The sequence below is a fragment of the Aquisphaera insulae genome, from assembly GCF_011064615.1.
Lineage (GTDB): Bacteria > Planctomycetota > Planctomycetia > Isosphaerales > Isosphaeraceae > Aquisphaera > Aquisphaera insulae.
Map to the genome: position 1 here is coordinate 1 of NZ_JAALJH010000057.1, position 25,803 is coordinate 25,803.

A 25,803-nucleotide genomic window follows, 5' to 3' on the forward strand; every position below is an offset into this window, starting at 1 on the left:
TTAGTCGGTCCGCCAATCCTGGGCAAGAGGGGCAACATGGGGCACAAGTCTCATTCGTGGAAGGACAAGGACAAGCCTCCTGTTATCCGGCCCCACAGCGTCGAGAAGCATCGCCTGCTCCAGACATATCTGTTTCGATATGTTTTAACGTTGACTCGAATCAAGGCGATGGAACGCCTGCCTCTGACCCTCATCGACGGATTCGCTGGGGGAAACGTCTATAGGCAAGGCGCCGACCGCAAATTTCGATCCGGTTCTCCGTCTCTGATGCTCGACACCATCCGCGACGCCGAAGAAACCGTCAATGCGGAGAGGACAAAGAAACTTCAGATCATCGATGACTACTTCTTCATCGAACAGGAGGCGCACGCGTGCGACTCGCTAAGACGCACCCTCGCCGATTCGCCCAGGGCTCGGGCGGTCCGAGACAGGATTCGCGTCTTTCAGGGCGACTTCTCAAGCCACGCGGCCCGGATTATCCAGTTCGTTAAGGACAAGAGCCCGTCAGGGCGGGCCATTTTCAACCTGGACCAGTGTGGGTACGATGCGGTCCCCTTCGAGCAAATCCGCGCGATATTCTCGGCACTGCCCAAGGCTGAAGTTATACTCACATTTGCAGCCGATTTCCTCATCGACTACCTCCGCGAGGGAAGGCCGAATCGCAGGCTGAAGTGCATGCCCGATCTCGACGTGGACGCGCTGGCCTCGACGGTCGACAGGTCGGATCCCCGCTGGCGTCGGCTCATCCAGCTCGAACTCCACCAGGAGGTCCTAAAGGCATCAGGGGCGACCTTCTATACGCCTTTCTTCATCCGGTCCACGGACTCCCACAGAGACCTGTGGATCCTCCATCTCTCGGGGCACCACAGGGCCAGGGACGTGATGACCGGCGTCCATTGGGAGCGGCACAATTCGGTCGCCCACTACGGCGGTGCCGGGCTGAAGATGCTGGGCTACGACCCTGAGCAGGATGTAGTGGTGACGGGGCAGAAACCTCTCCCGGGGTTCTTCTTCGACGATAAGGCCCAGGCGATGACTGAAGGAGCCCTGCTCGATGAGCTTCCGCGTCGCATCTACGAGTTCTCGGATGCCGTAGAGTTTCAGCGCCTCTTCGCCCTCATCACGAACGAGACCCCGGCCACCAGTCAGATGCTCCGAAAGTCAATCCGGATTCTGGCTCGGGAGGGCCTACTCCGCGTGAGGGACGCATCGGGGCTGACCGAGAGGAGGGCCGGGATTCAGGCCGAATCTGACATCGTGACGATTCCCGCTCAGAAGCTGCTGTTCTATACGATATGAGTGATGGATCAAGACGTTCGGCCCCATATCGTTCTTTCCCGACAGAGAACGCGGGCGAGCAAGACACCTTGAGAACCGCACTCCGGGATTGTATAGGTGGTTGTCGGCGACGGCGCGGGTCGCCCGCGGTCTGGTGGGAAGTGCCGGGCATTACGCCTACTTTTGATCGGCAGCTCGCGAGGCACAACAGGGAAGGTCACCGCCTTGAATATCCTCGAAGCCTGGTCCGGCGGCGCGGCCCCGATGGGGGCCGCGTCGGACGCCTTGCCCGTGCCGATCGCCCTCGGGACGATCGACCCGCAGCGGCTGGGGGCCGCGCTCATGGCCGGGACCTGCCTGGCCTTCGCGCTCTTCCTGGTCGTGCTGTTCCTCCGGCCGGGGGGGCGGAAGGTCCCCTATCCGGAGGTCCTTTGGGGGTTCGCCGGGTTCTTCCTGGCGAGCGGGCTTTCCCGGCTGCTCGACGCCCTGCCCCTGCCCCCGCCGATGGCGGTACCGGCCGGCATCACCTCGCTGGGGATGTCGGTGCTCTCGTGTTCGGCGGCCTTCACCCTGGCGGGGCTGCTCCTGGTGAGGCGGCCGCCGTGCGACCCGCGGGAGTTCGATCGCGAGGCGGCCGGGCGGCGGGCCGCGGAGGAGGCCCTGGGGCGGTCCGAGGCCATGGGGCGGAAGCTCGAGCTGGTGGCCAGCCGGACCGACGACGCGGTCCTCGTCACCGACCTGCACGGCCGGATCGAGTGGGCCAACGAGAGCTTCGCGAGGCTGACGGGCTACGCCCTCCAAGAGGTGCTGGGCAAGACGCCCGGCGAGCTGCTCCAGGGGCCCGAGACCAGCGCGGCGACGGTGGCGTTCATGGCGGCCCGCCGCAAGGCCGGCGAGGGCTTCCGCACGGAGGTCGTGAACTACACGAAGGGGGGGCGGAAGTACTGGATGTCGCTGGGCGTGCAGCCGATCCGCGACGAGGAGGGGCAGCTCACGCACTTCCTCGGCGTCGGCCGCGACGTCACGGATCGCAAGGCGGCCGAGCGGCGGATGCACGTCCAGCACGCGACGACGCAGGTCCTGGCCGGCGGCGGCCGGCTCGACGAGGCGATGCCGAAGATCCTCGCGACCATCGGCGGCCTGCTCGACTTCGACGCGGCCGGCTTCTGGGTCGTCGACGGCGGTCGGCTCCGCGCCGGGGCCGACCCGTGGATCTCGCCGCGGGTGCTGGCCGCCGGCACGGCGCCGCGATCGCTGCCCGGCGAGGGGCTGGCCGCCCGGGTCCGCGCCACCGGCTGTTCCGCCTGGGTCGTGGACCTCGCGGCCGAGCCGGAGGGCTCATCGTTCCGGTCCGAGGCGCTGCTGAGCGTGGGGATCCGCGGCGCCTTCGGCGTCCCCGTCACCGCCGGCGAGAACGGCGTGACCCTCGGCGTGATGATCTTCTTCTCCCGTGAGCCGTTCCGCTGCGACGGCGCCTTCCTCCAGGCGATGACGACCCTGGGCCGCCAGGTCGGCATCTTCCTCGAGCGCGACCGGACGCAGGCCGAGCTGCGGCGGGTCAACGCCCGGCTCAAGGCGGTGCTCGACGCCGCCAACCAGGTCTCGATCATCGCCACCGACCCCGAGGGCCTGATCACGGTCTTCAACGCCGGCGCCGAGCGGATGCTCGGCTACGAGGCCGCCGAGGTCGTGGGCAGGGCCACCCCCCTGCTGATCCACGACGCGCAGGAGGTCCGCGAGCACGCGGCGAGGCTCACCGCGGAGTTCAACACCCCCGTCGAGGGCTTCGGCGCCTTCGTGGAGCGAGCCCGCCGCGGCGGGCACGACGTCGCCGAGTGGACCTACGTCCGCAAGGACGGCTCGCGGGTCCGCGTCCTGCTCTCCGTGAGCGCCGTGATGGACAGCGAGGGGCAGGTCTCCGGCTTCCTCGGCGCGGCGATCGACCTCTCGGAGCGGAATCGCGTCGAGACCGAGCTCCGCTCCAGCGAGTCGCGGTTCCGCCGGCTGGTCGAGGCGAACATCCTCGGCGTCGTGGTCGGCGACATCGAGGGGCGGATCACCGACGCCAACGACGCGTTCCTGGAGATGGCCGGTTACACCCGGGCCGAGATGCTCGCCGGCCGCCTCCCCTGGGATGCGATCATCCCGGATTCCTCGGTCGCCCGGCTCCGGCACTGCCGCTCCGAGCTCCGCCGCCACGGGCGGTGCGCGCCCGTGGAGCTCGAGTGCCGCCACAAGGACGGCCGGCTCATCCCGGTGCTCCTCGGCGCCGCGATGCTCGACGAGGCCCGCACCCCTTGCCGGGGCGCGGCGGTCGTGGCCTTCTGCCTGGACGTCTCCGAGCGGCGGCGGCTGGAGGACGAGCTCCGCCGCCAGGCCGGGGAGCTCTCCGAGGCCGCCGCTCGCAAGAATGAGTTCCTCGCCATGCTCGGCCACGAGCTCCGCAATCCCCTGGCCCCGATCCGCAACGCGGTGGGGATCATGAGGCGCCGGGGGCTCGACGACCCGGCCCTCGCCGGGGCCCGCGACGTCATCGACCACCAGGTCCGCCAGCTCGCCCAGCTCGTGGACGACCTCCTCGAGATGTCCCGCGTGGCCGGGGGCAAGGTCCGGCTCCAGCGCGAGGTCGTGGACGTCGCGACGATCGTCGCGTTCGCGCTGGAGACCAGCCGGCCCGCGATCGACGACCGGCATCACAGGCTCTCGATCGCGATGCCGTCGGAGCCGCTCCGGATCGACGCCGATCCCATCCGCATGGCCCAGGTGCTGGCGAACCTGCTGATCAACGCGGCCAAGTATACGCCGGAAGGGGGCTCGATCCGGCTCTCCGTCCGGGCCGAGGACGGCCACGTCGTCCTCCGGGTCCGCGACAACGGCATCGGGATCCCGCCGGAGATGCTCTCGCGGGTCTTCGACCTCTTCGCCCAGGTGGACCAGTCGCTCGATCGTTCGCAGGGGGGCCTCGGCCTCGGCCTGACGCTGGTGAAGCGCCTGGTGGAGATGCACGGCGGCGAGGTCCACGCCGCCAGCGACGGCCTGGGCACGGGGAGCGAGCTCGTCGTTCGCATCCCGCTGTGGATCGCCGGAGAGTCCGCCCCCGGCGGGCCGCGAGTCAGCGACGAGCCCGCCGCGGCGGCGGACCCGGAGCCGGTCGCCGACCACCGGGCCGGACCCCGGCCGCGGCGGATCCTGGTCGTGGACGACAACCTCTACTCGGCGGAAACCCTCAAGATGCTCCTGACCATGGAAGGGCACGAGGCCGAATCGGTCCACGACGGCCCGGCGGCCCTCCGCGCCCTCCAGGACCGTCGCCACGAGGTGATCCTCATGGACATCGGCCTGCCCCAGATGGACGGCTACGAGGTCGCCCGCCGGATCCGCGACCGCGAGGACCTGGGCCGGCCCCTGCTCGTGGCCGTCACCGGCTACGCGGAAGACGAGGCGCGGCGGAAGTCCCGCGCCGCCGGCTTCGACCACCACCTGGTCAAGCCCGTCGACCCGGACGTCATCATCGCCCTGCTCTCGTCGCTCGAATGGTCCGAGGCCCCCCTGCCCCCGTGGCAGCTCGAGCGCAGCGCCGAGGATTTCGCGGTCGAGGAAATGGAGCAGGGCCGCGGCCGATGAGATCGGGGCGAAAGGCCGCCGGGACTCAGGCGCTGGATCGGGTGCCGGACCTCGGGGCCTCGAGGCGAGGGACCTCGCTCTCGCCGCCGCCGGAGCCGGACCGGGGCTTCTTGCCGGAGGACGTGGCGGGGGCATTGCCGTCGGTGGCCGGGCCGGGGACGGCCTCGGGCAGGTCCTCGTCGTTGGGGAGGGCCGGGGCCTTCTTCTTCGGGCGGGCGGAGGGGATCGCGTCCAGGTCGTCGGCGTCGTCGGCCGGCTCGACGGGGGCCGGCTTCGGCTTCACCTCGCGTCGAGGGGCCGGCGACTGTGTCGGTGTTGATCGCCGGACTTCGGGCTCGGTCTGGATCGTCGAATCCGGGTCGTCGTAGACGACCTCGTCCCCCTCCTCGACGATCACGGGGGTGGACTTCGGCCGGACGGCGACTCGCGTGGGCATGGCCGTCTTCTCCGCCAGCATCTCCTGCAGGGGGATGGCGGAGGCCGGGACCGGGAGCGTGCTGTTGATCGCGAGGATCGCGCCGGGTGAGGCCGGCTGGCCGTAATACATGGTGTTGGCCTTCCAGTCGACCTGGAGCGTGCCCCCCTCCGCGGAGACCCCCGCGAAGATCCCCCGGCTGTTCGAGTACGAGAGGATCTCCGACTTGAGCGCCACGTCGGTGCTCGCCTCGAACCGCTTGCCGGTCGGGCCCGCGGCCACGCCGGCGTCCATGCCGAGGGTCATCTTGCCCTTGCCCTTGAGGAACCGTTCCAGCCCGCGCGGGCTCTGGAAGACCAGGATCATGTCCGTGGACTGGGCCCCGGCCTGGGCCCCGAAGCTGCCGCCGAAGAGGTGCAGGAAGACGGGGTTGCTCCACGAGCCGTCGGGCTGCTTCACCAGCAGCACGCCCCGGCCGCCCCGGACCCCGAAGATGAAGCCCATCTTGAACATGTCCGGGAAGATCGCGATGGCATGGGCCTTCCGCATGACGAGCTGCGGCATCCCCGTCTTGGGATCGCGGGTGATGTCGCTGAGCGCCATCAACGACTTCGTGACGGTCGACTCGGGGGCGGGCTTCTGTGCCATCGCCGGGGCCGACGCGAGGGAGGCCACGAGGACCAGGCCGGTGGCAAGGCGGGACGTTGACATCCTCACGTTGAGCGACTCCATTCGAGATCCCGGGAAGGTGGGCCGGCGCGCAGGAATCCGCCGAGGAGCCTGGCGACCAGATCGATCCTCGAAGGCTTCTACCGGCTTTGCGGCGATCGGTCAACGGGACATCGATGGCGGGATGACGGGGACGGTCTCGGAGGCGACCGCGGATGGCGCGGAAAACACGGATGGGGAAAGGGGGAGGCGGGGCATCAGGCCGATCCCGGAAACATGCGCGGCGTCGCGCAAGGAGCGTCTTCGCTTGGCGGGCGGCCACGCCGCGCCGCGAGATCATCGAGCCCGTGACGGCGGGCTCAGATCTTGATGAAGGGGATGCCCAGGAAATACTCGGATTTGTGCTGGGGGCTCGCGTGGTGAGTCGACTGGAAGAAGTTCGGGCCGTGGGGCGTCGTCCGCTGGTGGACGAGCCCGGCGAGCGTGTCCTTGACCTGGTCGGCGGTCCGCATCAAGGTCCGATTCGCGCTGCGGATCTGGGCCCTGGTGTCGGGACTGAGCTTGAAGCTGACCGCGCTGGGGACGACGCGATCCTCGATCGGTTCGAGCCTGGGGGCCGCGGAACGGCGTGGTCGCATCGGCCGAGATCCTCTCGAGGGGAGGTCGAATCGCCCTGTCCTGATGGCAATGAAGATCGGCATGTGCCGCCTCCGGATTGAGCGAATCCGGGAGGTCCTGCGGATTTTGTCGACCCTGCTCGGTTCAGCGAATGATCCGGAGATCCAGGGGGACGCCCCCCTTGCCGCCGGCGAAGCGGTCATCGAGCGAGCGCCGCTTCGAGGGGTCGCCGGGGATCTGGCGGACGGGGGTCGCGCCCGGGGGACGCGTGGCCCTGGAGGCCAGCGGCGATCCGGTCGCGGCCGTCGACCGCTCCGCGTCGTACTCCTCCAGGTGGAGGGCGAGGATCCGGTGCATCTCCGCGATGGCGTCGTCCGTCTCCTGGGCGGAGTGTCCGCTCGAGACGATCAGCTCCGAGAGGGCCCCCTCGACGTGGGCGCTCAGGTAAGGGACGACGCCGTCCCCCCCGGCGGGGAGCGGGGTCTTGCCGTCGAAGCCGACGATCGAATGGTACGCGACGGCCTCGCTCATCGGGATCCGGTTGATGGCCTTGAGCACGGGGTTGCCGATGCTGAGCTGCGAGACGCTGGTGGCGTACCGCTTGCCCCGGAAGGCCTCGGAGACCTCCTGCGCCCCGTTGGACTGGAGCAGGGCCTTGCGGACCTCGAGGACGTCCTTGGGGACCGTGATCAGCCGGGACGCGATCCGGCCGATCGGCTCGTCGCCGAGCGGGCTCCCCTTGTGCGGGGTGGCCACGAAGATCGCGCGGCGGACCGTGGGCACCGGCTCGAAGATCAGCGACGAGACCAGCAGCTCCTTGAGCTCGGGCTCCAACTGGATCGCATCCGGCGGGACCCTGGAGGCGGTGTCCCAGAGCTCCTGGCCGCTCCGGCTGATGGCCAGCCGGGAGAGGAGCCCCCCCATGCTGTGGCCGATCAGCACCATGTGGTCGAAGGCCGCGTCCGCGTGCCGGGGATCGAGCTCGTCGCGGATCTCGTTGAGCGCCTTGCGGAAGCGGGCGCCGGAGGCCAGGATCGGGTTGCCCGTCGAGTAGAAGAAGAGCCAGAACTGGTAGCGCGACCGCAGCTCCGGGTTGCCCCGGAGCTCGTTCATGGCGTTGTCCCACGCCTCCGGGCTGGACATCAGCCCGTGGACCAGCACGACCGGGATCTTGCCGGGCTCGTAGGGATCGATCATGTAGATCCCGGTGTTGCCGTTGTACTGCGAGGGGTAGAGGACGCCGAGCGCGCCCATGAGGTTCAGGTTGTTGTTGTGGAACTGCTTCGCCAGCGGGACGGTCATGTCGTAGGCCAGCGGCAGGTTCGGCCCGCCGGGCTCGATCTGCCAGCGCGGCGTGCACTCGCGGACCGGGTCGCGGAGCTCGAGGACGGCCGGCGGCTCCCCGGGCCCCCCCGGGCGGATGATGACCGAGCCGGCGTAGTAGAGCGACTTCGGGAAGTGCCGCTCGCAGGGCGAATCGAAGACCGACCGGACTTCGGGGTCCGGCGCGCCCAGCCTGGCGACCTTCGCCACCTGCTCCGCCACGGGGGACGACTGGCCGCCCCAGGTGCCCGCCCGCGTCACGTGGGCGACGACCGGCGCCCCCACTCCCCCCCCGCCGAGCTCGTGGTGGAAGCCCGAGACCTCGTACCGCCGGGTCGGCAGGATGTCGTCGCAACGGGTCGCGTCATAGAGGCTGATCCGCCCCCGGACTCCGATCCCGGCCCGGGCCAGCACGTTGGTCCATGGCACGCCCTCGCGCGACGCCTCGCGGTGGGTCGTCTCGAGGGCATACTCGATCGCGCGGCGGTACGTCCCCTGGGCGGCGCGAGACGCCGCGATGTCGATCCGCGTCGAGACGCCCTCCTCGGGGATCCTGGGCAAGGCCGCCAGGGCCGCGTCGCGGTACGAGACGAGCGCCGATTCGGGATGGCGCGCGTCCTGCTCCATGCCCGCCTCCAGGAGCGACTCGGCGTCGCCGGGCGAGGCCCCTCCGCGCCGGGCCGGAGCCCGATCCAGGATCGACCGGTCGAGGATCGGCCGCTCGTGGATCACGATCGAGGCGCAGCCCGCCAGCGAGGCCGCCGCCAGCAGGGGCAGCGACAGGGCGAGGCGCAGGCGCGGGCGGCGTCTGCCATGACGATCGATGCCCGACATGTCCTCTCCCCGGCGACGTGGAATCGAGGCTTCGCGCGGACTGCGCAGGACGGACGCCGACGCGCGGCCTCTCCGCCCGGAGGCCGGGCATCCTACGAGGTTCCGCGGGGCCGTCAATACGAGTCGCTGCTGACCGCGTCGCCGAAATTGCGGGTGGCGAGCTTCTGGAGGACCCCCACCTTGGCGCCGGGGTTGATCCAGATCCGGGCGGTGCCGTCGGCGTTGAAGGGTACGCCCAGGGCCACGTTGGTGGCCGGGTCGATGGGCCAGCAGTCGATCGAGTCCTTGAGGAAGCGGACGCTGCCGTCGCAGAGGGCGACGTTGGCGCCGCCGGGGTGGCGGCTCTCCAGGCTCATGGCGATGTAGTCGCGGCCGGTGGCGTCGTCCAGCTTGAGGAACTTGTAGGACGCATTCACCGGGTAATACGCGTCGATCATCGTGTCGGTCCAGTAGCCGGAATTCCAGGCGTGGTACTTGGCCCGCCCCGCGGCGTCGAAGATGCCGTGGAGGTGCTCGCCGTAGAGCATCGTGTTGCTCGTTCCGTCGGTGATCTCCGAGAGCTTCGTCGAGCTGTGAGCATAGATCACGCCGTTCATGTTGGCCTTGCGGAGCGCGAAGGTCGGGTTGTCGATGTGGAGCCTCAGGCTCCACGCGCCGACGACGCCGCCGTAGCTGCTGTAGGCTTGCATCCAGTTGCCGCCCGCGGGCGCGCCGGGGTAGTTGGCCGGGTCGATGGCGAGCGGCTCCGAGGCCGAGGCGTCGCTCGGGCACTGGAAGGCGGAGAGGCCCACCCCGGCGATGGTGACGTTCGCCCCGGCGTAGAGCCCCCAGTCGAAGTTGACGGCGTTGAACACGCCCGGCTGCTCGAGCTGGGGGAGGATGTAGGCCAGCGTGCCCAGGTTCCACATCGACCCCGGCCAGGTGGAGTGCCGGGTGAAGCCCCCCGGCGGCAGCGTCGAGTGGGCCGACTCGTAGTTCATCGCGGCGAGCGCGAGCTGCTTGAGGTTGTTGGTGCACTGGGCCCGCCGGGCCGCCTCGCGGGCCGTCTGCACCGCGGGGAGCAGGAGCGCGATCAGGACGGCGATGATCGCGATCACGACCAGCAGCTCGATCAGCGTGAAGGCGGGGCGTTGCGTCGTCATGCGGCTGTTGCCGTCATGTTTACAGGTGTTCAAGAAAATTGTCATTATTGCATCGTGATAGTAGAATCATTTAATGTGGACGCATGTCGGCGGGGCCTCGGCGCCCATTTCGAGCATACCGGCGGGCGGCTCCCTGGACAAGCGGACGCCCGGCGCGGGATCATCGGCGGCCGTGCGCCGCCGGGCGGCCTCGCCCGTTCCCGGCCTCTCCGCTCGCCCCCTCGAGGGCGACCCGCAAGCCCACCGGAACGAAGGAGTTCGTCCCTTGGAACCTCGAGAATCCTCCTCGCCTCGCGGCGACTCGTCCTGTGCCTCCTCGTCGTGCGGCTGCGGGCCCGTGCCCGCGCCGGCGTCCGGCCCCGTCGCGATCGGCCGGCGTGACTTCCTGGGGATCGTCGGGGCGGCGGCGGCGGCCGTGACGGTGCCGGGCTGGCCGGCGGTCGCCGGGCCGTTCGCCGCGGAGGATTTCGAGGACCTGGTCCCGAGGGACAAGAAGCTCAACCCGGACTGGCTTCGCAGGCTCATCCAGCGGGGCGAGCCTGAGGTCTACCGCGGCGCCGAGCTCGCCTTCGTCGGCATGCCGGTGGGGGGCATCGGCTGCGGGCAGCTCTACCTGGGCGGCGACGGCCGGCTCTGGTACTGGGACATCTTCACCTCGCTCACCCCCATCCGCCGCGAGGGGGTGATCTACGAGGGGCCGAACTACAAGAAGCCCCTTGAGCCGAAGTCGGTCGTCGAGCAGGGCTTTGCGATCCGCGTCAAGAAGGGGGATGAGACCGTGATCCGCCCCCTCGACACCCGCGGCTTCCGCGACGTCTCGTTCCGCGGCGAGTACCCCATCGGCCGGGTGACCTACCGCGACGAGGCCGTGCCGGCGGAGGTCTCGCTCGAGGCCTTCTCGCCGTTCATCCCGCTCGACCTGGCGAGCTCGTCCCTGCCGGCGACGATCATGGCCTTCACGGTGAGGAACCCGGGCGATGCGCCGGTGGAAGTCTCGCTGGCCGGCTGGCTCGAGAACGCCGCGTGTCGCGACGGCTTCGGCGGGCGGGGCCTGCGACGGCACTTCGGGATCGAGGCGGGGCCCGGGGGCGGGGCGATCCTCCACGGCAGCCTCCTCGAGGTCGTCCCACCCCCGGGCTCGGAGCGGTCCGAGTTCCTCTTCGAGGGCTTCGAGGGGGACGATCACGGCGACTGGAAGGCCGCGGGCACCGCGTTCGGCGACAAGCCCTATCGGGAGGACGAGCGGCGGTTCTACTCGGCCCTCACCGGCTACGAGGGCAAGGGATTCGCGAATTCTCACATGATGCGCCACGGGGAGGACCCCGCCGCGGCCGACGCCCACAAGGGGACGCTGACCAGCCGCGAGTTCACCGTCGAGCGCCGCTTCATCCACTTCCGGATCGGCGGCGGCTCCGACGTCAACCGGTTGGGCCTGCGCCTGCTCGTCGACGGCAAGGTGGTCCGCCGGGCCGCGGGCAGGGACGTCGGCGCGATGCGGGCCGCCGCCTTCGACGTCCGCGAGTTCGAGGGCAAGCGGGCCCGTCTCCAGATCGCGGACGACGCGGCCGGGGGCTGGGGGCACACGACGGTCGACCAGATCGTCTTCTCGGACCGGCCGATGTACGCGACGGCGAGCGAGGTCCCCGGGTTCGGCTCGATGGCGCTGCGCCTCCTCGACGGCCCGGGTGAGGTCCTGGGCCGAATCCAGCGGACTCCCCGCGCGGCCGGCGCGGACGTCGTGAATCCGGCCGGGGCCTTCGACTCGCTCCGCCTCCAATCCCGAGGGGAGATCGGGATGGAGGACGAGCACCTCGTCGGCACGCTCGGGCGGACGACGACGATCGCGCCGGGCCAATCGGCCGAGTTCCGCTTCGTGATCTCCTGGTTCTTCCCCGACTACAGCAAGAACCCGGGCGAGATGTCGGCCATCGCCGGCATGGAGAAGAACCGCCGGGCCTACGCCGCGCGGTTCGACGGCGCGAAGGCCGTGGCGGATCACGTCGCCAAGGACTTCGACCGGCTGGCCGGGCAGACGCGGCTCTGGGTGAGGACCTGGTACGACTCGACCCTGCCGCACTGGTTCCTCGACCGCACCATGATCCCGGTGAACACGCTGGCGACGCAGACCTTCCACGCCTTCGACGGCGGCCGGTTCTGGGCCTGGGAGGGGGTGGACTGCTGCGCCGGGACCTGCCAGCACGTCTGGCAGTACGCCCAGTCGGTCGGCCGGCTGTTCCCGGCGATCGAGCGCGACCTCCGCGAGCGGGTCGACTTCGGCCTGGCCTGGCACGACGACGGCGCCATGGACTTCCGCTCCGAGAACGACCGGAGCGTGGCCCACGACGGCTTCTGCGGCACCATCCTCCGGACCTATCGCGAGCACCAGATGTCCCCCGACGCCGCCTTCCTGAAGCGGCTCTGGCCGCGGGTGAGGAAGTCGCTCGAGTTCATCAGCGCCCAGGACGCCGACGGCGACGGCCTGCTCGAGGGCAAGCAGATGAACACGCTGGACTCGGCCTGGTACGGGCCGATGGCCTGGATCAGCTCGCTCTACCTCGCCGCCATGGCCGCCGGCGCCGCGATGGCCGACGAGATGGGCGACGCCGCGTTCGCCGCGCGCTGCCGGCAGGTCGTGGAGGCGGGCAAGAAGAGCCTGGTCAAGGCGCTCTACAACGGCGAGTACTTCATCCACAAGCCGCCGGACTACACGCGGAACAACACCAACATCGGTTGCCACTCCGACCAGATGCTCGGCCAGAGCATGGCCTTCCAGGTGGGCCTGCCGCGGGTCGTCCCCGAGGCCGAGGCGCGCGTCGCCCTGCGTTCGATCTGGCGGTACAACTTCACCCCGGACGTCGGCCCGTATCGCGAGAAGTTCCGGACGATCAAGGGGGGCCGCTGGTACGCGATGCCCGGCGAGGGGGGGCTCCTGATGACGACCTTCCCGAAGGGGGGCGCGGAGAAGGCCACCGGATCGAGCTCCAACTTCGCCTATTACTTCAACGAATGCTGGACCGGCTTCGAGTACCAGGTCGCCGCGCAGATGTTCTGGGAAGGGATGTCCACGGAAGCCCTGGCGATCGTCCGGATGGTCCACGACCGGTATCATCCCGCCCGGCGGAACCCGTACAACGAGGTCGAGTGCTCCGACCACTACTCCCGCGCCATGGCCAGCCACGGCGCGTTCCTCGGCGCCTGCGGCTTCGAGCACCACGGCCCGAAGGGCCACCTGGGCTTCGCCCCCCGGATCACCCCGGAGGACTTCCGCGTCCCGTTCACCGCCGCCGATGCCTGGGGCACCTTCGCCCAGAAGCGCGAGGGTGCGGGCCAGTCCGAGAGGGTCGAGGTCCGCTGGGGCTCGCTCCGGCTGAAGACGCTGGCCTTCGAGGCGCCCGAGGGCGCGCGGTTCACGGCCGCGAAGGCCGCCGCGGGCCGTCCCGTCGCCGCCACCGTGGCGCAGGAAGGCCGTCGCGTGGTGGTCACGCTCGGCGAGGAGGTCCGCCTGGCCGCCGGGGAGACGCTCGTGGTCGACCTGTCCTGACGCAGAGCGCGACGAGGGCGGCGGCTGACGGGCGCCTACCTGGCCCGCATCGCCGCCCCGACGAGCTTCCGCGCCTCGGCATCGTCGGGCTGCCAGGACGCAAGCTGGCGGGCGAGGCGGTGGGCCGTCGCGGCGTCCTTCGAGGTCATGGCCGGGTGTTCGAGCAGGTCCTCGATCAGGCCGCGGAAGGCCGGGGCGAGCGCCCACTGATAGCACGGGGCGGCGGCGGACCTGTCGCCGAGGAGCGACGCCGCGACGGCCCCCGCGCGGCGGAGGAGGGCCGCGGACTCGCCGCGATCCTCCGCCGCGTCCAGCATTCCCGCGTACTCCCGCAGGGTCTCGATGAGCCCCGTGCGGATCCAGATGTAGTCCGGGTGTTCCGCCGCGAGCTGCTCGTAGAGCGCGATCGACCGGCGATAGTCGTCCCGGCCCTCGCGACGACCGAGGACCAATCGGCCGTAGCCGGCCTGGCGGGCGGCCGTGGCCAGCGTCTCGCGAACGCCCCTCGTGTCGTCGAAAATCCCGGGGATCCGATCGTCGTACGCGATCGCGAGGCGGAGGAGCCGTGCGGTTTCCGGATCGCCGGAGAGCGGTCGGGATTTGTCCTCGACCAGCGGTCGGACGGCCTGATCGAAGGCCCCGAGTGCGTACTCGATCCCCAGCCTCTGCCGGGCGAGGGCCCGGTCGAGCCTGTTCACCGCCCGCCAAAGGACGAACGAGATCGCCGACAAGCTGATCAGCAGCGCGACGACCGAGGTCGTCACGGCCGAGCGGTGGCGGCGGGCCCATTTCGCCGCCCGATCCAGCGGGCCCGGCCGCCGGGCGCGGATCGGCCGGTCGTCGAGGAACCGCCTCAGGTCCTCGGCCATCGCCGCGGCGCTCGCGTACCGCGCCGCGGGCTCCTTCTCCATGGCCTTGAGGATGATCGTCTCCAGGTCCTTCGGGACGGCCGGGGTGATCGAGCGCACTGGCGGCGGCTCGTCTTGGAGGATCTTCCGGAGCAGCTCGTGCCGGTCCGGGGCGTGGAAGGCGGGCCGGAGCGTGACGAGCTCGTAGAGCGTGACGCCCAGCGAGTAGATGTCGGTCGCCGGGCCGACGCCGCCCCGGTCGGCGCGGACCTGCTCCGGGCTCATGTAGCGGAGGGTGCCCACGAGGTCGCCGGTCTGCGTCAGGCCCGGGTCCTCGGTCGAGATCCGGGCCAGGCCGAAGTCCGCCACCCAGAGCTTGCCCCGTGCGTCCACCAGCAGGTTGGACGCCTTGACGTCGCGGTGGACCACGCCGAGCTCGTGGGCGTGCTGGAGCGCCTCCGCGGCCTCGATCCCCAGGCGGGCCGCCTCTCGCCCGCGCGCCCGGGTCAGCGATTCGTGGAGCGAGGATCGCGGCGCCGACGGGATCTCGGTGGAAGGGGGCCGAGCCTCCCCGGCGTCGGCCATGTCGCCCGCGGTCGCTCCTGCCCGCTGGCCTCCCCAGGGAGAGGCCGCCCGGAGGTCCTGGATGATCCGGGTCAGCGAGGGGCCGTCGATCAATTGCATCGCGAAGTAGCGCGTGCCTCGGTCCGAGCCCACGGCATGCACCGGGACGATGTGCTCGTGCTGCAGCAGCGCGGCGGCCTGCGCCTCCACCTGGAACCGCTGGCACTGGCGGGCGTCCCGGGAGGCCGACGTCGGCAGGACCTTGAGCGCCACGCGTCGGCCCAGGCTGAGCTGCTCCGCCTCGTAGACGACCCCCATGCCGCCGCGGCCGATCTCGCGAATCAGGCGGAATTCCCCCAGGGTGCGCGGCCATTCGGCGGTCCCGGGCGCGTCCGCCTCGGCTCCGGCCGGTGCCGGCGAGAAGTCGAAGGCCGCCGCGTTCACCAGGTCCAGCCCGTCCAGGCATTCGCCGAGCACGCCCGCGATCTCCGGATATCGCGCCAGGAATTCCGCACGGCTGGGCCGGCGGCCGCCCCGGAGCAGCCCGGAATACTCCTCGAGCGCCGCCGCGATCCCCGAATCCGACGAGGCGAGGAAGTCCATGGTCGACCCGTACGGTCGCTCCGAGTCGCGGGCCCCCGGCTTGATCGGTGACATTGGGTTCACCCCGGCCATGATCGATCCGAGCGTTGATTTCATCGAACCCGGGCGCGCAGACGACCCCGGCCACGAGGCGCGACTAACATCAAGGTCGCGGAAAGTCGCCGGAGGCGCCGCGCGTGACCTGCAAAAATCGCCCCTTCGTCCCCCCAGTGGAGCGATGCGGGCCTATAATGCAGGGCATCCAACATCACCCGTGCCCCTCGAGGAGTGCCGCCATGTTCGATCTCCCCTCGATCTCGTCCCTGGGACTGGCCGTCGTCATCGGGCTCCTTGGCCAGGGGCAGGATGGCGGCGCGGCCAAGAAGGAGGGGGGCGACGCGACCGCCGGCAAGGCCGCGGCGAAGCGGAAGACGCTGGAAAAGGCCACCTTCGGCGGAGGGTGCTTCTGGTGCACGGAGGCCGTCTTCGAGCGGATCCCCGGGGTGAAGTCGGTCGTCTCGGGCTATTCCGGGGGGAACGTCCCCAGCCCGACGTACGAGCAGGTCAGCTCCGGCCTGACCGGGCACGCCGAGGTCATCCAGGTCGAGTTCGACCCGGAGGTCCTCCCGTTCAGCAAGCTGCTCCACTACTTCTGGACGGCCCACGACCCGACGACCCTGAACAGCCAGGGGCCCGACTTCGGCACCCAGTACCGGTCGATCATCCTCTATCATGACCAGGACCAGAAGGAGGAGGCCGTCCGGCAGCTCAGGGAGTTCAACGCCCATCGTCCCCGGCGCACGCCCGCGGTGACGCAGATCGTCCCGTTCGAGGCATTCTACCCCGCCGAGGCCTATCACCAGGACTACTACCGGGCCCACCCGGACGCCGACTACAGCCAGGCGATCATCGAGCCCAAGGTCCACAAGATCCGCCAGAAGCTCAAGCAGGAAGCGGCTGCGGAGGCGCGGGCCGAGAAGGCGAAGAGCAAGGAGCAGGACGCGGAGAAGACGAAGGCGAAATCCGGCTCGGAGTGACCGGAGGGCGAGCCTCGTCCGCGATGAGATTGGCTCGCGTCGCGCCGGGTGATATCCTGGACCGTCGCGCCGGGGCCGCGTGGTGCCTCCGTGCCGCCGCATCCGTGTTCGTCCGGCCCGCATGTCCGGCCGCGCTGAAGTCGGAGTCTGCTAATGATTCGCGTTGGGATCGTCGGGCTGGGTTACATGGGCCGGATGCACTACCGCTGCTGGAGCGGTCTACCGGGCGCGAAGGTCACCGCCGTCTGCGAGGCGAGCCCCAAGGTGCTGGCCGATGCCGGCAAGCCCACCAAGGGGAACGTGGAAGGCGCCGCGGAGCACATCGACCTGGACAGCCTGAGCGTCTACTCGGACCTGGGCAAGCTCCTGGCCGCGGGCGAGGTCGATGCCCTGTCGATCACGCTGCCGACGTTCCTCCACGCCGACACCACGGTCCAGGGCCTGGAGGCCGGCGTCCACGTCCTCTGCGAGAAGCCGATGGCGCTCACCGTCGCCGACTGCGACCGCATGGTGGCCGCGGCGGCGAAGGCCGGCAAGACGCTCCAGATCGGCCATTGCATCCGGTTCTGGCCCGAGTACGTGGCCGCCCGCAACCTGATCAAGGGGGGCCGGTACGGAAAGCCGATCGCGGCCTCGTTCCGCCGCTATTCGACGATGCCGGCGTGGAGCCCGGATAGCTGGTTCGCCGACGAGCAGCGCAGCGGGGGCCAGCCTCTGGACCTGCACATCCACGACACGGATTACGTCCATTACGCCTTCGGCATGCCCGCCACGGTCAGCAGCGTGGCCGACCCGCACCAGACCTACATCTCGACCCAGTACCATTACCCGGACGGCCCGGCCATCGTGGCCGAGAGCACCTGGCGGATGGCCAAGGGCTATGCCTTCGAGATGAGCTTCGTGATCGTCCTGGAAGGCGCGACGATCCTCTATGACTGCAATGCCAAGCCCGCCTTCCGGGTCCTCACCTCCGACGGCAGCACACCCGACCTGACGCTCCCCACCGGCGGCGACGGCTACGCCCGCGAGGTCGAGCACTTCGCCCGCGTCCTCGCCGGCGAGCCCGTCGATCCGGTCATCACCCCGAACGACGCGCGGGAGACCATCCGCCTGGTCCTGGCCGAGAAGGAGTCGGCCCGGGAGGGGCGGGCGGTGGGGCTGTAGCAGCCCTCGCCGTCAAAGCTCTGTCCCGCCGCTCAGCTTGATGATCGTGTTGACGAATGCCCTGAGCTCAGGGCAGGCGTCTACGGCGATCCCGAGGTCCTGTCCCTTCAGGATCCGGCCGGCGTCTCGGGTCTTGATATACCCTTGGGTCCTCGTGCCGATCCGGAAGGCCTCCTGGAGTCGATGGGCCGGAGAATTGCCATGGTTCACTCGCTCGGGATGGCGGCCGGGCGGTTGTCGATTGCAGCCGGTCAGCTCCCGGATTCGATCCCAGTAGGGCAGCAGCCACGCCTCAAAGTCATGAAGGGCTACGTGAGGATAAAACCTGGCTTCCGGGCCCACCCATTCGCGCATCTTCTTCTTGGCATCCTCGGCGGTGGCGAAGTCAGGGGGGACCTTCCCTGTGTATACATCCGTGAGGGCGATGACGGCATCGGCCGGATGTCGTCCGGTACTCAGGAGTCTCTCGACGACGCGCTTCAGCTTCTGCTGAGTCGGGATACGACCGTCATAGGGAGCGAAGGCCAGGCTTGGCATCTTGCCGGCGAGCTTCTTGCCGAGAAATGGCAGGAGGAAGGGCTTGAAGGCTGTCTCCGTCCTCCCTTCGACGAGGATCTCAATCCTCATGGCCGTGCTCCGATCCGTCCCATGCGCCATGCCTCGTCGAGCGTGTATTCGTCGAGCCACGCATCGATATCGAGTTCGTCGGCCCACTGGAAGCTCGCCTCTCCTTTCTCACCGAGATTCACGACGAGCACCTCAGGGGGGGTGAGAAATCGAACCAATCGATCGGCATGCGTGGCGACAATGATCTGAGTGCGTTGGGCAGCCTCTCGCAGGAGGTCGGCCAGCAGTGAGAGCAACTCCGGATGGAGGCTGACCTCGGGCTCGTCGATCATCGTCACCGCCGGAAGTGCGGGGCTGTGAAGCAGGGTAGTCAGCCAGAGAAAGCGGAGCGTGCCTTCCGAAAGCTGATGCATGGCGAAGGGGGTCTTGCTGGACTTCTCCTTCCAGGTCATCGCCAGGATGCCCGTCGCCACCGGCGGGAAATTGAGCCGTTCGAAGCCGGGGAACCCTGCCTGCAGGCTGGCCTCGATCGCACTGAACCGGTCCGGATCCGTTTCGCGAAGGGTGAACAGGCACGAGACAAGATCCTCGCCATCATGCCCCGGGAGCCTCGCATCCTTCATCTGTTGCGGGAGCCGCACGGGCGCCCTGCGTCCCACGTCGAGCACGTGGTAATGCGTGGAGGAAGCAAGCCGCATCCGGAAATCCTCCGACTCCCGGAACATCCGTGGAACCTGGGAGAGAGCTGTTTCCTTCTCGTTGTAGTCCCACGTCGGTTTCACGAGTCCTTGCTTGCCGGGCTGAGGGTTGAAGTATCGGACTCTCCCGCGATGGGCATCGATGTGCTTGAAGGGACTGGCCTTCCCCTGATCCTGCTCCAGCATCTCGTCCGTGATCTCGTATCCCACGCCAATGGGAGCCAGGTTGAGCCGGTATATGAGGGGATTGTGATCGGGAATCTCCATTTCCAGATCAAACGCCATCTCCTGAGACTTACCCTCAGGGACCGCGAGGAGGTTCGAGAGATTGGCGTCAAGGCCACCCATGTCGCTCATCGACCGTGCGAGTTGCCCACCGGCCGACGACGCGAGGAGAGTGAAGACATCGAGGAGCGAAGTCTTGCCGCAACCATTCGCACCGATCACGACGTTGAGTCGCCTGAGCCCGATCGGGCAACTGTGGAGCCGACGGAAACCCACAACCTTGAGGCTCTTGAAAAAGTTCACGGACGGCTCCTGACCGGTCCCCCTCGTTTTCGTCAGCTCTTGACAGCTTATCCGACATCCCATCCGGCGTCGAATCGCCATCGCCTCACCTCCCGCTTGCGTCGTCGCCGCCCCCGCATCATCCTCGAAGGCCGAATCGTATTCGACGAACGACTGCTCCGGAGCATGACCATGACGCGGCTTCCCTCGACCTGGTTCGGCGCGCTTGCGATACTCGCTTCCGTTCTCTTCTCCTCGACGCTCCGGGCGGAGCCGCCCGCGTTCCGGGCCGGGTTCGCGGAGCGGGACGTCTCGCCGGCGATCGGGATGGAGCAGCCGGGGGGATACGGGAAGGCGCACCACACGGCGTTCCACGACCCGTGCAAGGCCCGCGCGGCGGTCTTCGACGACGGATCAACGAGGGTGGCCGTCGTCGGGCTCGATGCGCTCCTCATCCGGGCCAGGACCGTGCGGAACATCCGTGAGCAGGTCCGGAAGCGGGCGGGGATCGAGCCGGGGGCCATCCTCATCAGCGCCTCGCACACGCATTCCGGAGGGCCGACCGGGTTCCTCTTGCCGGGGGAGCTCGACGGGGACGACGTCTCACCGGCGGTTCGATCGCTGGCGTACGACCACTCGGTCGTCGCCGATCCCAAATACCTGGAAACGGTCGAGCGCGGCATCGTCGAGGCGGTCTGCGAGGCCAACTCACGCCTGGCTCCGGCGAGGGCCGCGGCCGGGTTCGGCGTCGGGGATCGGGTCGCGTTCAATCGGCGATTCACCATGAAGCAGGGCCGCGCGATGACCCACCCGGGCGTGGGGAATCCCGACATCCTCGAGCCGGCCGGGCCGACCGATCCCCAGGTCGGCGTGATCGGTTGCTGGGACGTTGATGGGAAACTGAAGGGCTGCATCGTCAACTTCGCCTGCCACGCCACGACCGGGCCGCCGGGGATCTCCGCGGATTATGTCGCGTACATCGAAAAGGCGGTCCGCGGCGTCTTCGGCGAGCAGGCCGTGGTCGTCTTCGTCCCGGGCGCGGCGGGGGACGTCACCCAGGTCAACAATCGTGCGCCGCACAAGATCGCCCAGTTCGGCGAGGTCTCGGCCCGGTTCGTGGGCGGTCATGTCGGGGCCGAGGCCGTGAAGGTGCTGCTGGGACTGGAGCAATCCGCCGGTCCGCTCGTGCCCGTCGCGGCGGCGGGGAAGGTCCTCCGGGTCGAGCGCCGACGGCCCAGTCCCGAACACCTGGCCGCGGCGACGGATCTCGCGTCGAAGGATTCAAAGGGTGCTGATCCGACCGACTGGGCCTTCGCCAAGGAGACGGTGGTGCTGGCCGCGAGGATCGCCCGCGAGCCGGTCGCGGACGTCGAGGTCCAGGCCGTGCAGGTCGGCCCGGCGGTCCTGCTCGCCTGCCCGGCGGAGTACTTCTGCGCCTTCGGCCTGGACCTCAAGGCCCGGAGCAAGTTCCCGTTCACGTTCCCGGTCTCGCTCGCGAACGACTGCGTCGGCTATGTCCCCACGGAGGAGGCCCTGACGCCGGGCCCGCGCGGCGGGGGTTACGAGACCCGGCTGACCAGCTACAGCAACCTCGTCCCGGACGCCGGCCGGCGGATGGCCGATGCGCTCGACGAGCTCTCTGCGGGCCTTCGCCCCGGGGCAATTCCCGCGCCCCCTCCCCTGCCCCCGTTCTCCGGCCGGCCCTGGACCTACGGCAGCCTGCCGCCGCAGCGTGATTGAGCCGACCGTCACGGCCGCCGGTACTGGGACCGGAGCGTCCGACGGACGCCGCCGACCGAGACCACGGCCTCCAGCTTGTACGTGCTGCCGGGCTTGCTCTCGGTGTTCGTGTTCCCGTACAGGTCGAAGGACTGTTTGCCGGAGAATTCGCCCAGGCGGCCCGGGCCAGGGTGTGCGATCGCCGCGTCGCCGTGGCGGACGGCCAGGGGCCAGTGGAATGAGTCGGGCTTCGTAACCCAGACGTCGGGGCCTTCACCGAAGACGGTCATCTCCTCAAGGACTCCCTTCGCGGGGAAGTTCATCTCGAGGACGAAGTGCTGGTCCTTCGTCCCGTTCGGCTTCCTCGCCCCGTCGTCGTGGCTCGTGCCGATGAGGTCGCTGTCGGCGTCCCGCCACTGGAAGCCCGCGATCGAGGGCCAGGCCGAGTCCGCCGGGGGAGGGCCGGCGGCCGGCGGCTCGGAGTCCTTCCGCGCCTGGCCCTCGGTCGGCTGCGGCGGCGGAGCCTCGGGCCGCCGTTCGGCCTGGTTGGAGCGCGCGATCTCCTCGGCGGACGGCGGGTCCACGTCAAGCTCGATCCGCCGGCCCTGGACGCGGCGGACCTTGCCGAAGTTGATGCTCCGGGCGAATGCCTCCGCGCTGAGGACCGGAGAGATCCGCAGCTCGGACCGGTCATTGTCGGTCCGCCAGCCCATGCCGACGCCCGTCGGGCTGTCTGTCAGGGGCCTGGCCTTTTCCATGATGACCTTCGAGGCCCCGTCCGGGACCTTGCCCATCACGAGCAGGACGGCGGGCTGGCCCGCGCCGCCCGGATACTCCTTGCCGACCTGCTGGATCATCTGGGTGATCGCCTGGCGCATCGACTCGAAATTGCCCTGGATTCCCGGTGTCTTCATGAGCTCGTTGACCGCCCGCAAGGCCTGGGTCGCGGACCGGTACACGCGCTCGTTCACGAACATGGCGAGGGCGGCCTTCTCGGCCGGCTTGAGCGGTGGCAACTTCGAGCCGCGACCGGCCACGTCTCCCATCCGCTTCGAAGCGGCCATCAGGTCGTTGCGGCTCGTTTCGAACTGGGCGGGGTTGCGCATGCGATTGCAGGCCCCGGCCATGGCGAAATAGGCGTCGGCCAGTTCGCCGAGGACCTGCTGATGCTGGCGGACCAGGTCGAGCCGATCCGGGGCGACATCGGCCATGTCGAGCTCCGGGTCTGCCCCGGCGGCCGAGTCGTTCGGGCTCCCCGCGCTCCCCATCATCGACTGGAACGAATTCCAGGCGCGCGGCAGGAGCGCAAAGAGGGCGAGGCTCAGGGCCGCACACACCGCGACGAGGCCGATGGTCCGCGCTCGCGACGACGATTTCTCCGTCGCGCCACTCGCGCGAGGCTCGTCGCCATCGATTCCCGGCCGCCTCGTGCTGGGAGGGGCCGATGGCGGAACAACGGACGCCGCGGGCCTCGGCACCGGGGACGAGGCCGGGAGCGGTGAGGCGGTCTCCTCGAGCGCGTACCCGGAGTCCTCGGGCTCGCCCGAGGCCGGGATCTTGAAGATCGCGCCGCATTTCTTGCAGCGTGCCCGCTTGCCGGCCACCTCCGGCGACAGCCGGAAGCCGTGCCCGCAGTTGGGACACGGGAAGCCCAGCGCGGGCGGATCAGCGGCCGTGGCAACCGCGGGGACCGCAGGAGCCTCCAGCCGCACGACCTGGGCGCACGCCTTGCAGCGGACTTTCTTTCCCGCCAGTCCCGCGTCGAGCTGATAGGACTGGCCGCAGGCTGGGCACGAGAACGCGATCTCGCCCATGTCGAATGACCTCGACTTTACCTCGCCGGACCGGCGATCGGGACTGACGGATGTGACCAAACGGCGTGATCGAAATTATGTTCGGCCCCGGTGGGCGAAAGCAACGGTCCCATTCCGACCTGCCGGGCATCGGGTTTGCATTCCTGTCCAGCACCACGAAGACCGAGCGGAAATCCCCTCTTTGAGGAGTCGCCACGCATGGATTCGATCACCGGTCCGATCGACAAGATCGAGGAACTGATCGGCCACAGCCCGCATCCCGCGATCGTCGCGGTCCCCCTGGGGGCCTGGACGGTCAGCAACGTGGCCGATGTCCTCTACATGGTGACGGGCAATGACGCACTGGACGCCACCGCCGAGGTGAGCATGGCCGTCGGGCTCGTGGGCGCGGCCGGGGCCGCGATCACCGGCCTGCGCGACTACGGGTACATCCCGAAGGACCGGCAGCCGAACCACGAGATCGCCACCCGGCACGCCGTGGGCAACGCGGTGGTCTGCTCGCTCTTCATGACGAGTTACGTCATGAGGGCCCGCAGCCGGGTCTCCGGCGGGCGAGCGGGCCTCGCCCCGCGGCTGCTCGCCCTGGCCGGCGGCGCCCTCTCCGCCTACACGGGCTGGCTTGGCGGCAAGCTCGTTTCCGAATACGGCGAGGCCGTGAAGCCCGTCATGGATCAGCAACAGGAACGGGAGGTGGAGCGGCAGGAGAATGAGGGCTCGCCGCCGCTCGAGGCGAGCGAGCCCCGGCGGGATGAGCCGATCCCCGCCGGGCGTCAGGAGGCCCGTGAAGCCCCGGCCCAGCCCGGCAGGCATCGCAACAACGGCGGCACTCGCCGCCGTCACCGCTGAGTCGATCCGTTCAGTGGCCGGCCGGCCGACTCCGCCACGGATGCTCGCGGTGGAATGGCTCGGTCCCCCCCGCCTCGGCTCGGAGCCACGAGCGATATGGCGAGCCGTCGGCCCCCGCGCTCGCGAAGTCGCACAGCAAGATCGGGCCGGCCTCCGTCGACGCCTCGACAAGGATGATCGGCGTCGGCGGGGCCGTCCAATCGACGAGCTTCCCGAGCGCGATCGTCTTGCCCAGGCTCGGCGGATCGGCGGGACGACCGGGGTTGAAACGGGGATCGAAGGCCAGCAGGATCGGCCCCCGATAGACCGACACCCGCCCGGCGGATTCCTTCTCGCCAGCCCAGACGTGGGGGGCCATGTCGAGCTCGAGTGCGATCTCGTCGCCGGCCTTCCAGGTGCGGTCCAGCTCCAGATACGTCGCCGGCTTGACGCGGTCGACCGGCTCGCCATTGACCGCGACCTTCGTCCGCGAGGACCAGTGGGGGATCCGCAGCCGAAGCGCGAAATGGCCGGGCTGCTCCGGCTCGACGCGGACGCGGACCTTGCCCGACCGCGGGTAGTCGGAGAGCGCCTCCAGCTTGAGCCGGATCTTCGAAGGCAACTCGGTCGTGTACGTCCCGGGCCCATACCAGTTGAGCGTGAGCCGGCCATCCGGCCCTTCCATCAACGCCCACTCCGAGAGCATACCCAGGCCCCGCGCCGCATTCACGCTGCAGCAGTTCAGCTCCGGCGAGCCGGGCCGGGCCTGGAAGACGATCTCGTGCGAGTTCGCCTTCCGGTCGCCGTCCATCGGCGTGTTGTAGGTGCTCCAGCGGCCGGAAGGTGTGTACATCCCGATGGCCGAATTGAGCGTGGAGAGCTCCAGCTCGTCGGCCGCGATCGGATCTCCGGTCAGCTCGAGCATGGCTACCGAGTTCGCCATCCAGGCGATCGTGCAGCAGGTCTCGATGGCCCCCTGGTGGTACGGGTTGCCCTGCGCCTGCTCGCCGGAGGAGAACCCTCCGTTGTTATGGCGGTCGAGCCTGGCGATGCTCCACCAGAGGTTCGTGAACGCCTTGCGGGCGTCCGCGGCCTCGGGCGTCTTACCGTCGCGGGCAAGCTCCGCCAGGGTGAGGAGCGGGTGCAGGCTCTCCCAGCGCGGTTTCGGCAGCCGGAAGAACTCGTCCCCCGCGAGGCCCCGGCGGAGATAGTCGCCGGCCAGCGGCTTGCCGTCCGGCCCGGTCGCGGCGAACTCGGCGACGAATTGGCGGGCGAGCTCGAGGTATTTCGGCTCCTTCGTGTGCTCGTACAGGAGCATCAGGCCGTGGGCCGGGGCGAGGTTCATCTCGGTCGAGCCCGTGTCCACCAGCCGCGGCGACTTCGACCCGAGGAAGCGATTGACGAACAGGTCGCCGATCTTCCTCGCCGCGGCGAGTGCCTTGGCGTCGCCGGTCAGGTCGTACCAGGCGAGCAGGCCGACGATCGCGTGATAATGTCCCCATGCGTCCCACGTCGGCCCCTGCTTCGCCTCGATGTTGGGGGCGGTGCCCGTCAGCCGAGACGTCTTCGGGAACGGGCCGAGGTAGCCGTCGGCGTCCTGATGGGAGACGAACTCGGCCACGAACCGCTCGAGCAATCCGCGCAGGCGGGCGTCGTTCGTGACCCGCAAGACCGCCGTCGCCCCGGTGAGGTACTTGCCGGCGAACTCGCCCGACCAGGGGAGCAGGTTGCGATACGGCTGGCGGTCGCGATCCGCGAACATGGCGAGGATCGCCGGATTCCCCGCCGGTGCCGGCAGGAGCCAGTTCTCGGTAATCCGGTCGAGGTAACCGCCGACGGGGCCGTTGATCGCGGTCGTGTTCGTCCTGGCCGGCCGAAGCGACGGCTGCAGAGGATCGTCGGCCAGGGCGGTCGCGGCGACGGTCGACGCGAGGAGGACCGCGAGAATCGCACCGCGGTATCGCGGAACTTCGAAGCGGGTTGTGGTCATGGGAGGGTCGCACTCCGTCCGGGGCGTGGGGGCGGGACTGTTCG

General features: G+C 69.4%; 16 protein-coding genes. 7 read left to right on the forward strand and 9 right to left on the reverse strand.

Annotated elements, in window-relative coordinates:
- Both G6O54_RS24860 and G6O54_RS24865 read left to right on the forward strand, forming a co-directional pair.
- Nucleotides 1-1,299: three-Cys-motif partner protein TcmP (locus tag G6O54_RS24860; protein WP_205679030.1), on the forward strand; the 1,299-nt coding region annotated here is incomplete at its 5' end.
- 204 nt (nucleotides 1,300-1,503) lie between these two features.
- Entirely contained in the window at nucleotides 1,504-4,902 is a 3,399-nt protein-coding gene (locus G6O54_RS24865; RefSeq protein WP_165229192.1) for a PAS domain S-box protein, read from the forward strand.
- A gap of 25 nt (nucleotides 4,903-4,927) precedes the next feature.
- Here G6O54_RS24865 and G6O54_RS24870 read toward each other — a convergent pair whose 3' ends face one another.
- The 4 genes from G6O54_RS24870 to G6O54_RS24890 all read right to left on the reverse strand — a co-directional run bounded on the left by G6O54_RS24870 (nucleotide 4,928) and on the right by G6O54_RS24890 (nucleotide 9,948).
- The gene (locus G6O54_RS24870) at nucleotides 4,928-6,028 is read right to left on the reverse strand and encodes a lipid-binding SYLF domain-containing protein (protein WP_250847070.1); all 1,101 of its coding nucleotides are present in this window, start codon (nucleotides 6,026-6,028) and stop codon (nucleotides 4,928-4,930) included.
- Between the two features lie 317 nt (nucleotides 6,029-6,345).
- Nucleotides 6,346-6,624, reverse strand: a complete 279-nt coding sequence (locus tag G6O54_RS24875; RefSeq protein WP_165229196.1) for a hypothetical protein — start codon at nucleotides 6,622-6,624, stop codon at nucleotides 6,346-6,348.
- 124 nt (nucleotides 6,625-6,748) lie between these two features.
- Nucleotides 6,749-8,761 (reverse strand): esterase/lipase family protein, encoded by a 2,013-nt coding sequence (locus tag G6O54_RS38570; RefSeq protein WP_261357718.1) that lies wholly within the window; start codon nucleotides 8,759-8,761, stop codon nucleotides 6,749-6,751.
- A 113-nt stretch (nucleotides 8,762-8,874) separates the two neighbouring features.
- Nucleotides 8,875-9,948, reverse strand: a complete 1,074-nt coding sequence (locus tag G6O54_RS24890; RefSeq protein WP_250847065.1) for a DUF1559 family PulG-like putative transporter — start codon at nucleotides 9,946-9,948, stop codon at nucleotides 8,875-8,877.
- A 220-nt stretch (nucleotides 9,949-10,168) separates the two neighbouring features.
- Here G6O54_RS24890 and G6O54_RS24895 point away from each other — a divergent pair, with 220 nt between their 5' ends.
- On the forward strand, nucleotides 10,169-13,444 hold the full coding sequence (locus tag G6O54_RS24895) for a GH116 family glycosyl hydrolase (RefSeq protein WP_165229202.1): 3,276 nt from the start codon (nucleotides 10,169-10,171) through the stop codon (nucleotides 13,442-13,444).
- 35 nt (nucleotides 13,445-13,479) lie between these two features.
- Here G6O54_RS24895 and G6O54_RS24900 read toward each other — a convergent pair whose 3' ends face one another.
- Nucleotides 13,480-15,513, reverse strand: a complete 2,034-nt coding sequence (locus tag G6O54_RS24900; RefSeq protein ID WP_165229204.1) for a serine/threonine-protein kinase — start codon at nucleotides 15,511-15,513, stop codon at nucleotides 13,480-13,482.
- Between the two features lie 221 nt (nucleotides 15,514-15,734).
- On the opposite strand from G6O54_RS24900, the gene msrA reads away from it, so the two are divergent.
- The gene (gene msrA / locus G6O54_RS24905) at nucleotides 15,735-16,475 is read left to right on the forward strand and encodes a peptide-methionine (S)-S-oxide reductase MsrA (protein WP_165229206.1); all 741 of its coding nucleotides are present in this window, start codon (nucleotides 15,735-15,737) and stop codon (nucleotides 16,473-16,475) included.
- 153 nt (nucleotides 16,476-16,628) lie between these two features.
- The gene (locus tag G6O54_RS24910) at nucleotides 16,629-17,639 is read left to right on the forward strand and encodes a Gfo/Idh/MocA family protein (protein ID WP_165229208.1); all 1,011 of its coding nucleotides are present in this window, start codon (nucleotides 16,629-16,631) and stop codon (nucleotides 17,637-17,639) included.
- 12 nt (nucleotides 17,640-17,651) lie between these two features.
- Here the strand turns inward: G6O54_RS24910 and G6O54_RS24915 are convergent, their stop codons facing one another.
- Nucleotides 17,652-18,266, reverse strand: coding sequence for a DUF4276 family protein (locus G6O54_RS24915; protein WP_165229210.1), 615 nt, complete (start codon nucleotides 18,264-18,266; stop codon nucleotides 17,652-17,654).
- Entirely contained in the window at nucleotides 18,263-19,432 is a 1,170-nt protein-coding gene (locus tag G6O54_RS24920; protein ID WP_165229212.1) for an AAA family ATPase, read from the reverse strand. The genes G6O54_RS24915 and G6O54_RS24920 overlap by 4 nt, the downstream gene beginning before the upstream one ends.
- Before the next feature lie 171 nt (nucleotides 19,433-19,603).
- Between G6O54_RS24920 and G6O54_RS24925 the strand changes: the two genes are divergently transcribed.
- Nucleotides 19,604-21,151: a hypothetical protein gene (locus tag G6O54_RS24925; RefSeq protein ID WP_165229214.1), complete on the forward strand. Its 1,548-nt coding sequence runs from the start codon at nucleotides 19,604-19,606 to the stop codon at nucleotides 21,149-21,151.
- A gap of 8 nt (nucleotides 21,152-21,159) precedes the next feature.
- Here G6O54_RS24925 and G6O54_RS24930 read toward each other — a convergent pair whose 3' ends face one another.
- The gene (locus G6O54_RS24930) at nucleotides 21,160-22,944 is read right to left on the reverse strand and encodes a zinc ribbon domain-containing protein (RefSeq protein ID WP_165229216.1); all 1,785 of its coding nucleotides are present in this window, start codon (nucleotides 22,942-22,944) and stop codon (nucleotides 21,160-21,162) included.
- A gap of 198 nt (nucleotides 22,945-23,142) precedes the next feature.
- On the opposite strand from G6O54_RS24930, the gene G6O54_RS24935 reads away from it, so the two are divergent.
- Nucleotides 23,143-23,790, forward strand: a complete 648-nt coding sequence (locus G6O54_RS24935; RefSeq protein WP_165229218.1) for a DUF2231 domain-containing protein — start codon at nucleotides 23,143-23,145, stop codon at nucleotides 23,788-23,790.
- Between the two features lie 10 nt (nucleotides 23,791-23,800).
- On the opposite strand, the gene G6O54_RS24940 is transcribed toward G6O54_RS24935, so the two are convergent.
- Nucleotides 23,801-25,759 carry a beta-L-arabinofuranosidase domain-containing protein gene (locus G6O54_RS24940; RefSeq protein ID WP_165229220.1) on the reverse strand — a complete coding sequence of 653 codons (1,959 nt, stop codon included), beginning with the start codon at nucleotides 25,757-25,759 and terminating at the stop codon, nucleotides 23,801-23,803.
- Nucleotides 25,760-25,803 lie beyond the last annotated feature (44 nt).

Excerpts from the sequence above, each read along its gene's own strand:
- G6O54_RS24870 (WP_250847070.1), bottom strand. The coding sequence starts at position 6,028 with ATGTCAACGTCCCGCCTTGCCACCGGCCTGGTCCTCGTGGCCTCCCTC.
- G6O54_RS24875 (WP_165229196.1), bottom strand. The coding sequence starts at position 6,624 with ATGCGACCACGCCGTTCCGCGGCCCCCAGGCTCGAACCGATCGAGGAT.
- G6O54_RS38570 (WP_261357718.1), bottom strand. The coding sequence starts at position 8,761 with ATGTCGGGCATCGATCGTCATGGCAGACGCCGCCCGCGCCTGCGCCTC.
- G6O54_RS24890 (WP_250847065.1), bottom strand. The coding sequence starts at position 9,948 with ATGACAATTTTCTTGAACACCTGTAAACATGACGGCAACAGCCGCATG.
- G6O54_RS24900 (WP_165229204.1), bottom strand. The coding sequence starts at position 15,513 with ATGTCACCGATCAAGCCGGGGGCCCGCGACTCGGAGCGACCGTACGGG.
- msrA (WP_165229206.1), top strand. The coding sequence starts at position 15,735 with ATGTTCGATCTCCCCTCGATCTCGTCCCTGGGACTGGCCGTCGTCATC.
- G6O54_RS24910 (WP_165229208.1), top strand. The coding sequence starts at position 16,629 with ATGATTCGCGTTGGGATCGTCGGGCTGGGTTACATGGGCCGGATGCAC.
- G6O54_RS24915 (WP_165229210.1), bottom strand. The coding sequence starts at position 18,266 with ATGAGGATTGAGATCCTCGTCGAAGGGAGGACGGAGACAGCCTTCAAG.
- G6O54_RS24925 (WP_165229214.1), top strand. The coding sequence starts at position 19,604 with ATGACGCGGCTTCCCTCGACCTGGTTCGGCGCGCTTGCGATACTCGCT.
- G6O54_RS24930 (WP_165229216.1), bottom strand. The coding sequence starts at position 22,944 with ATGGGCGAGATCGCGTTCTCGTGCCCAGCCTGCGGCCAGTCCTATCAG.
- G6O54_RS24935 (WP_165229218.1), top strand. The coding sequence starts at position 23,143 with ATGGATTCGATCACCGGTCCGATCGACAAGATCGAGGAACTGATCGGC.
- G6O54_RS24940 (WP_165229220.1), bottom strand. The coding sequence starts at position 25,759 with ATGACCACAACCCGCTTCGAAGTTCCGCGATACCGCGGTGCGATTCTC.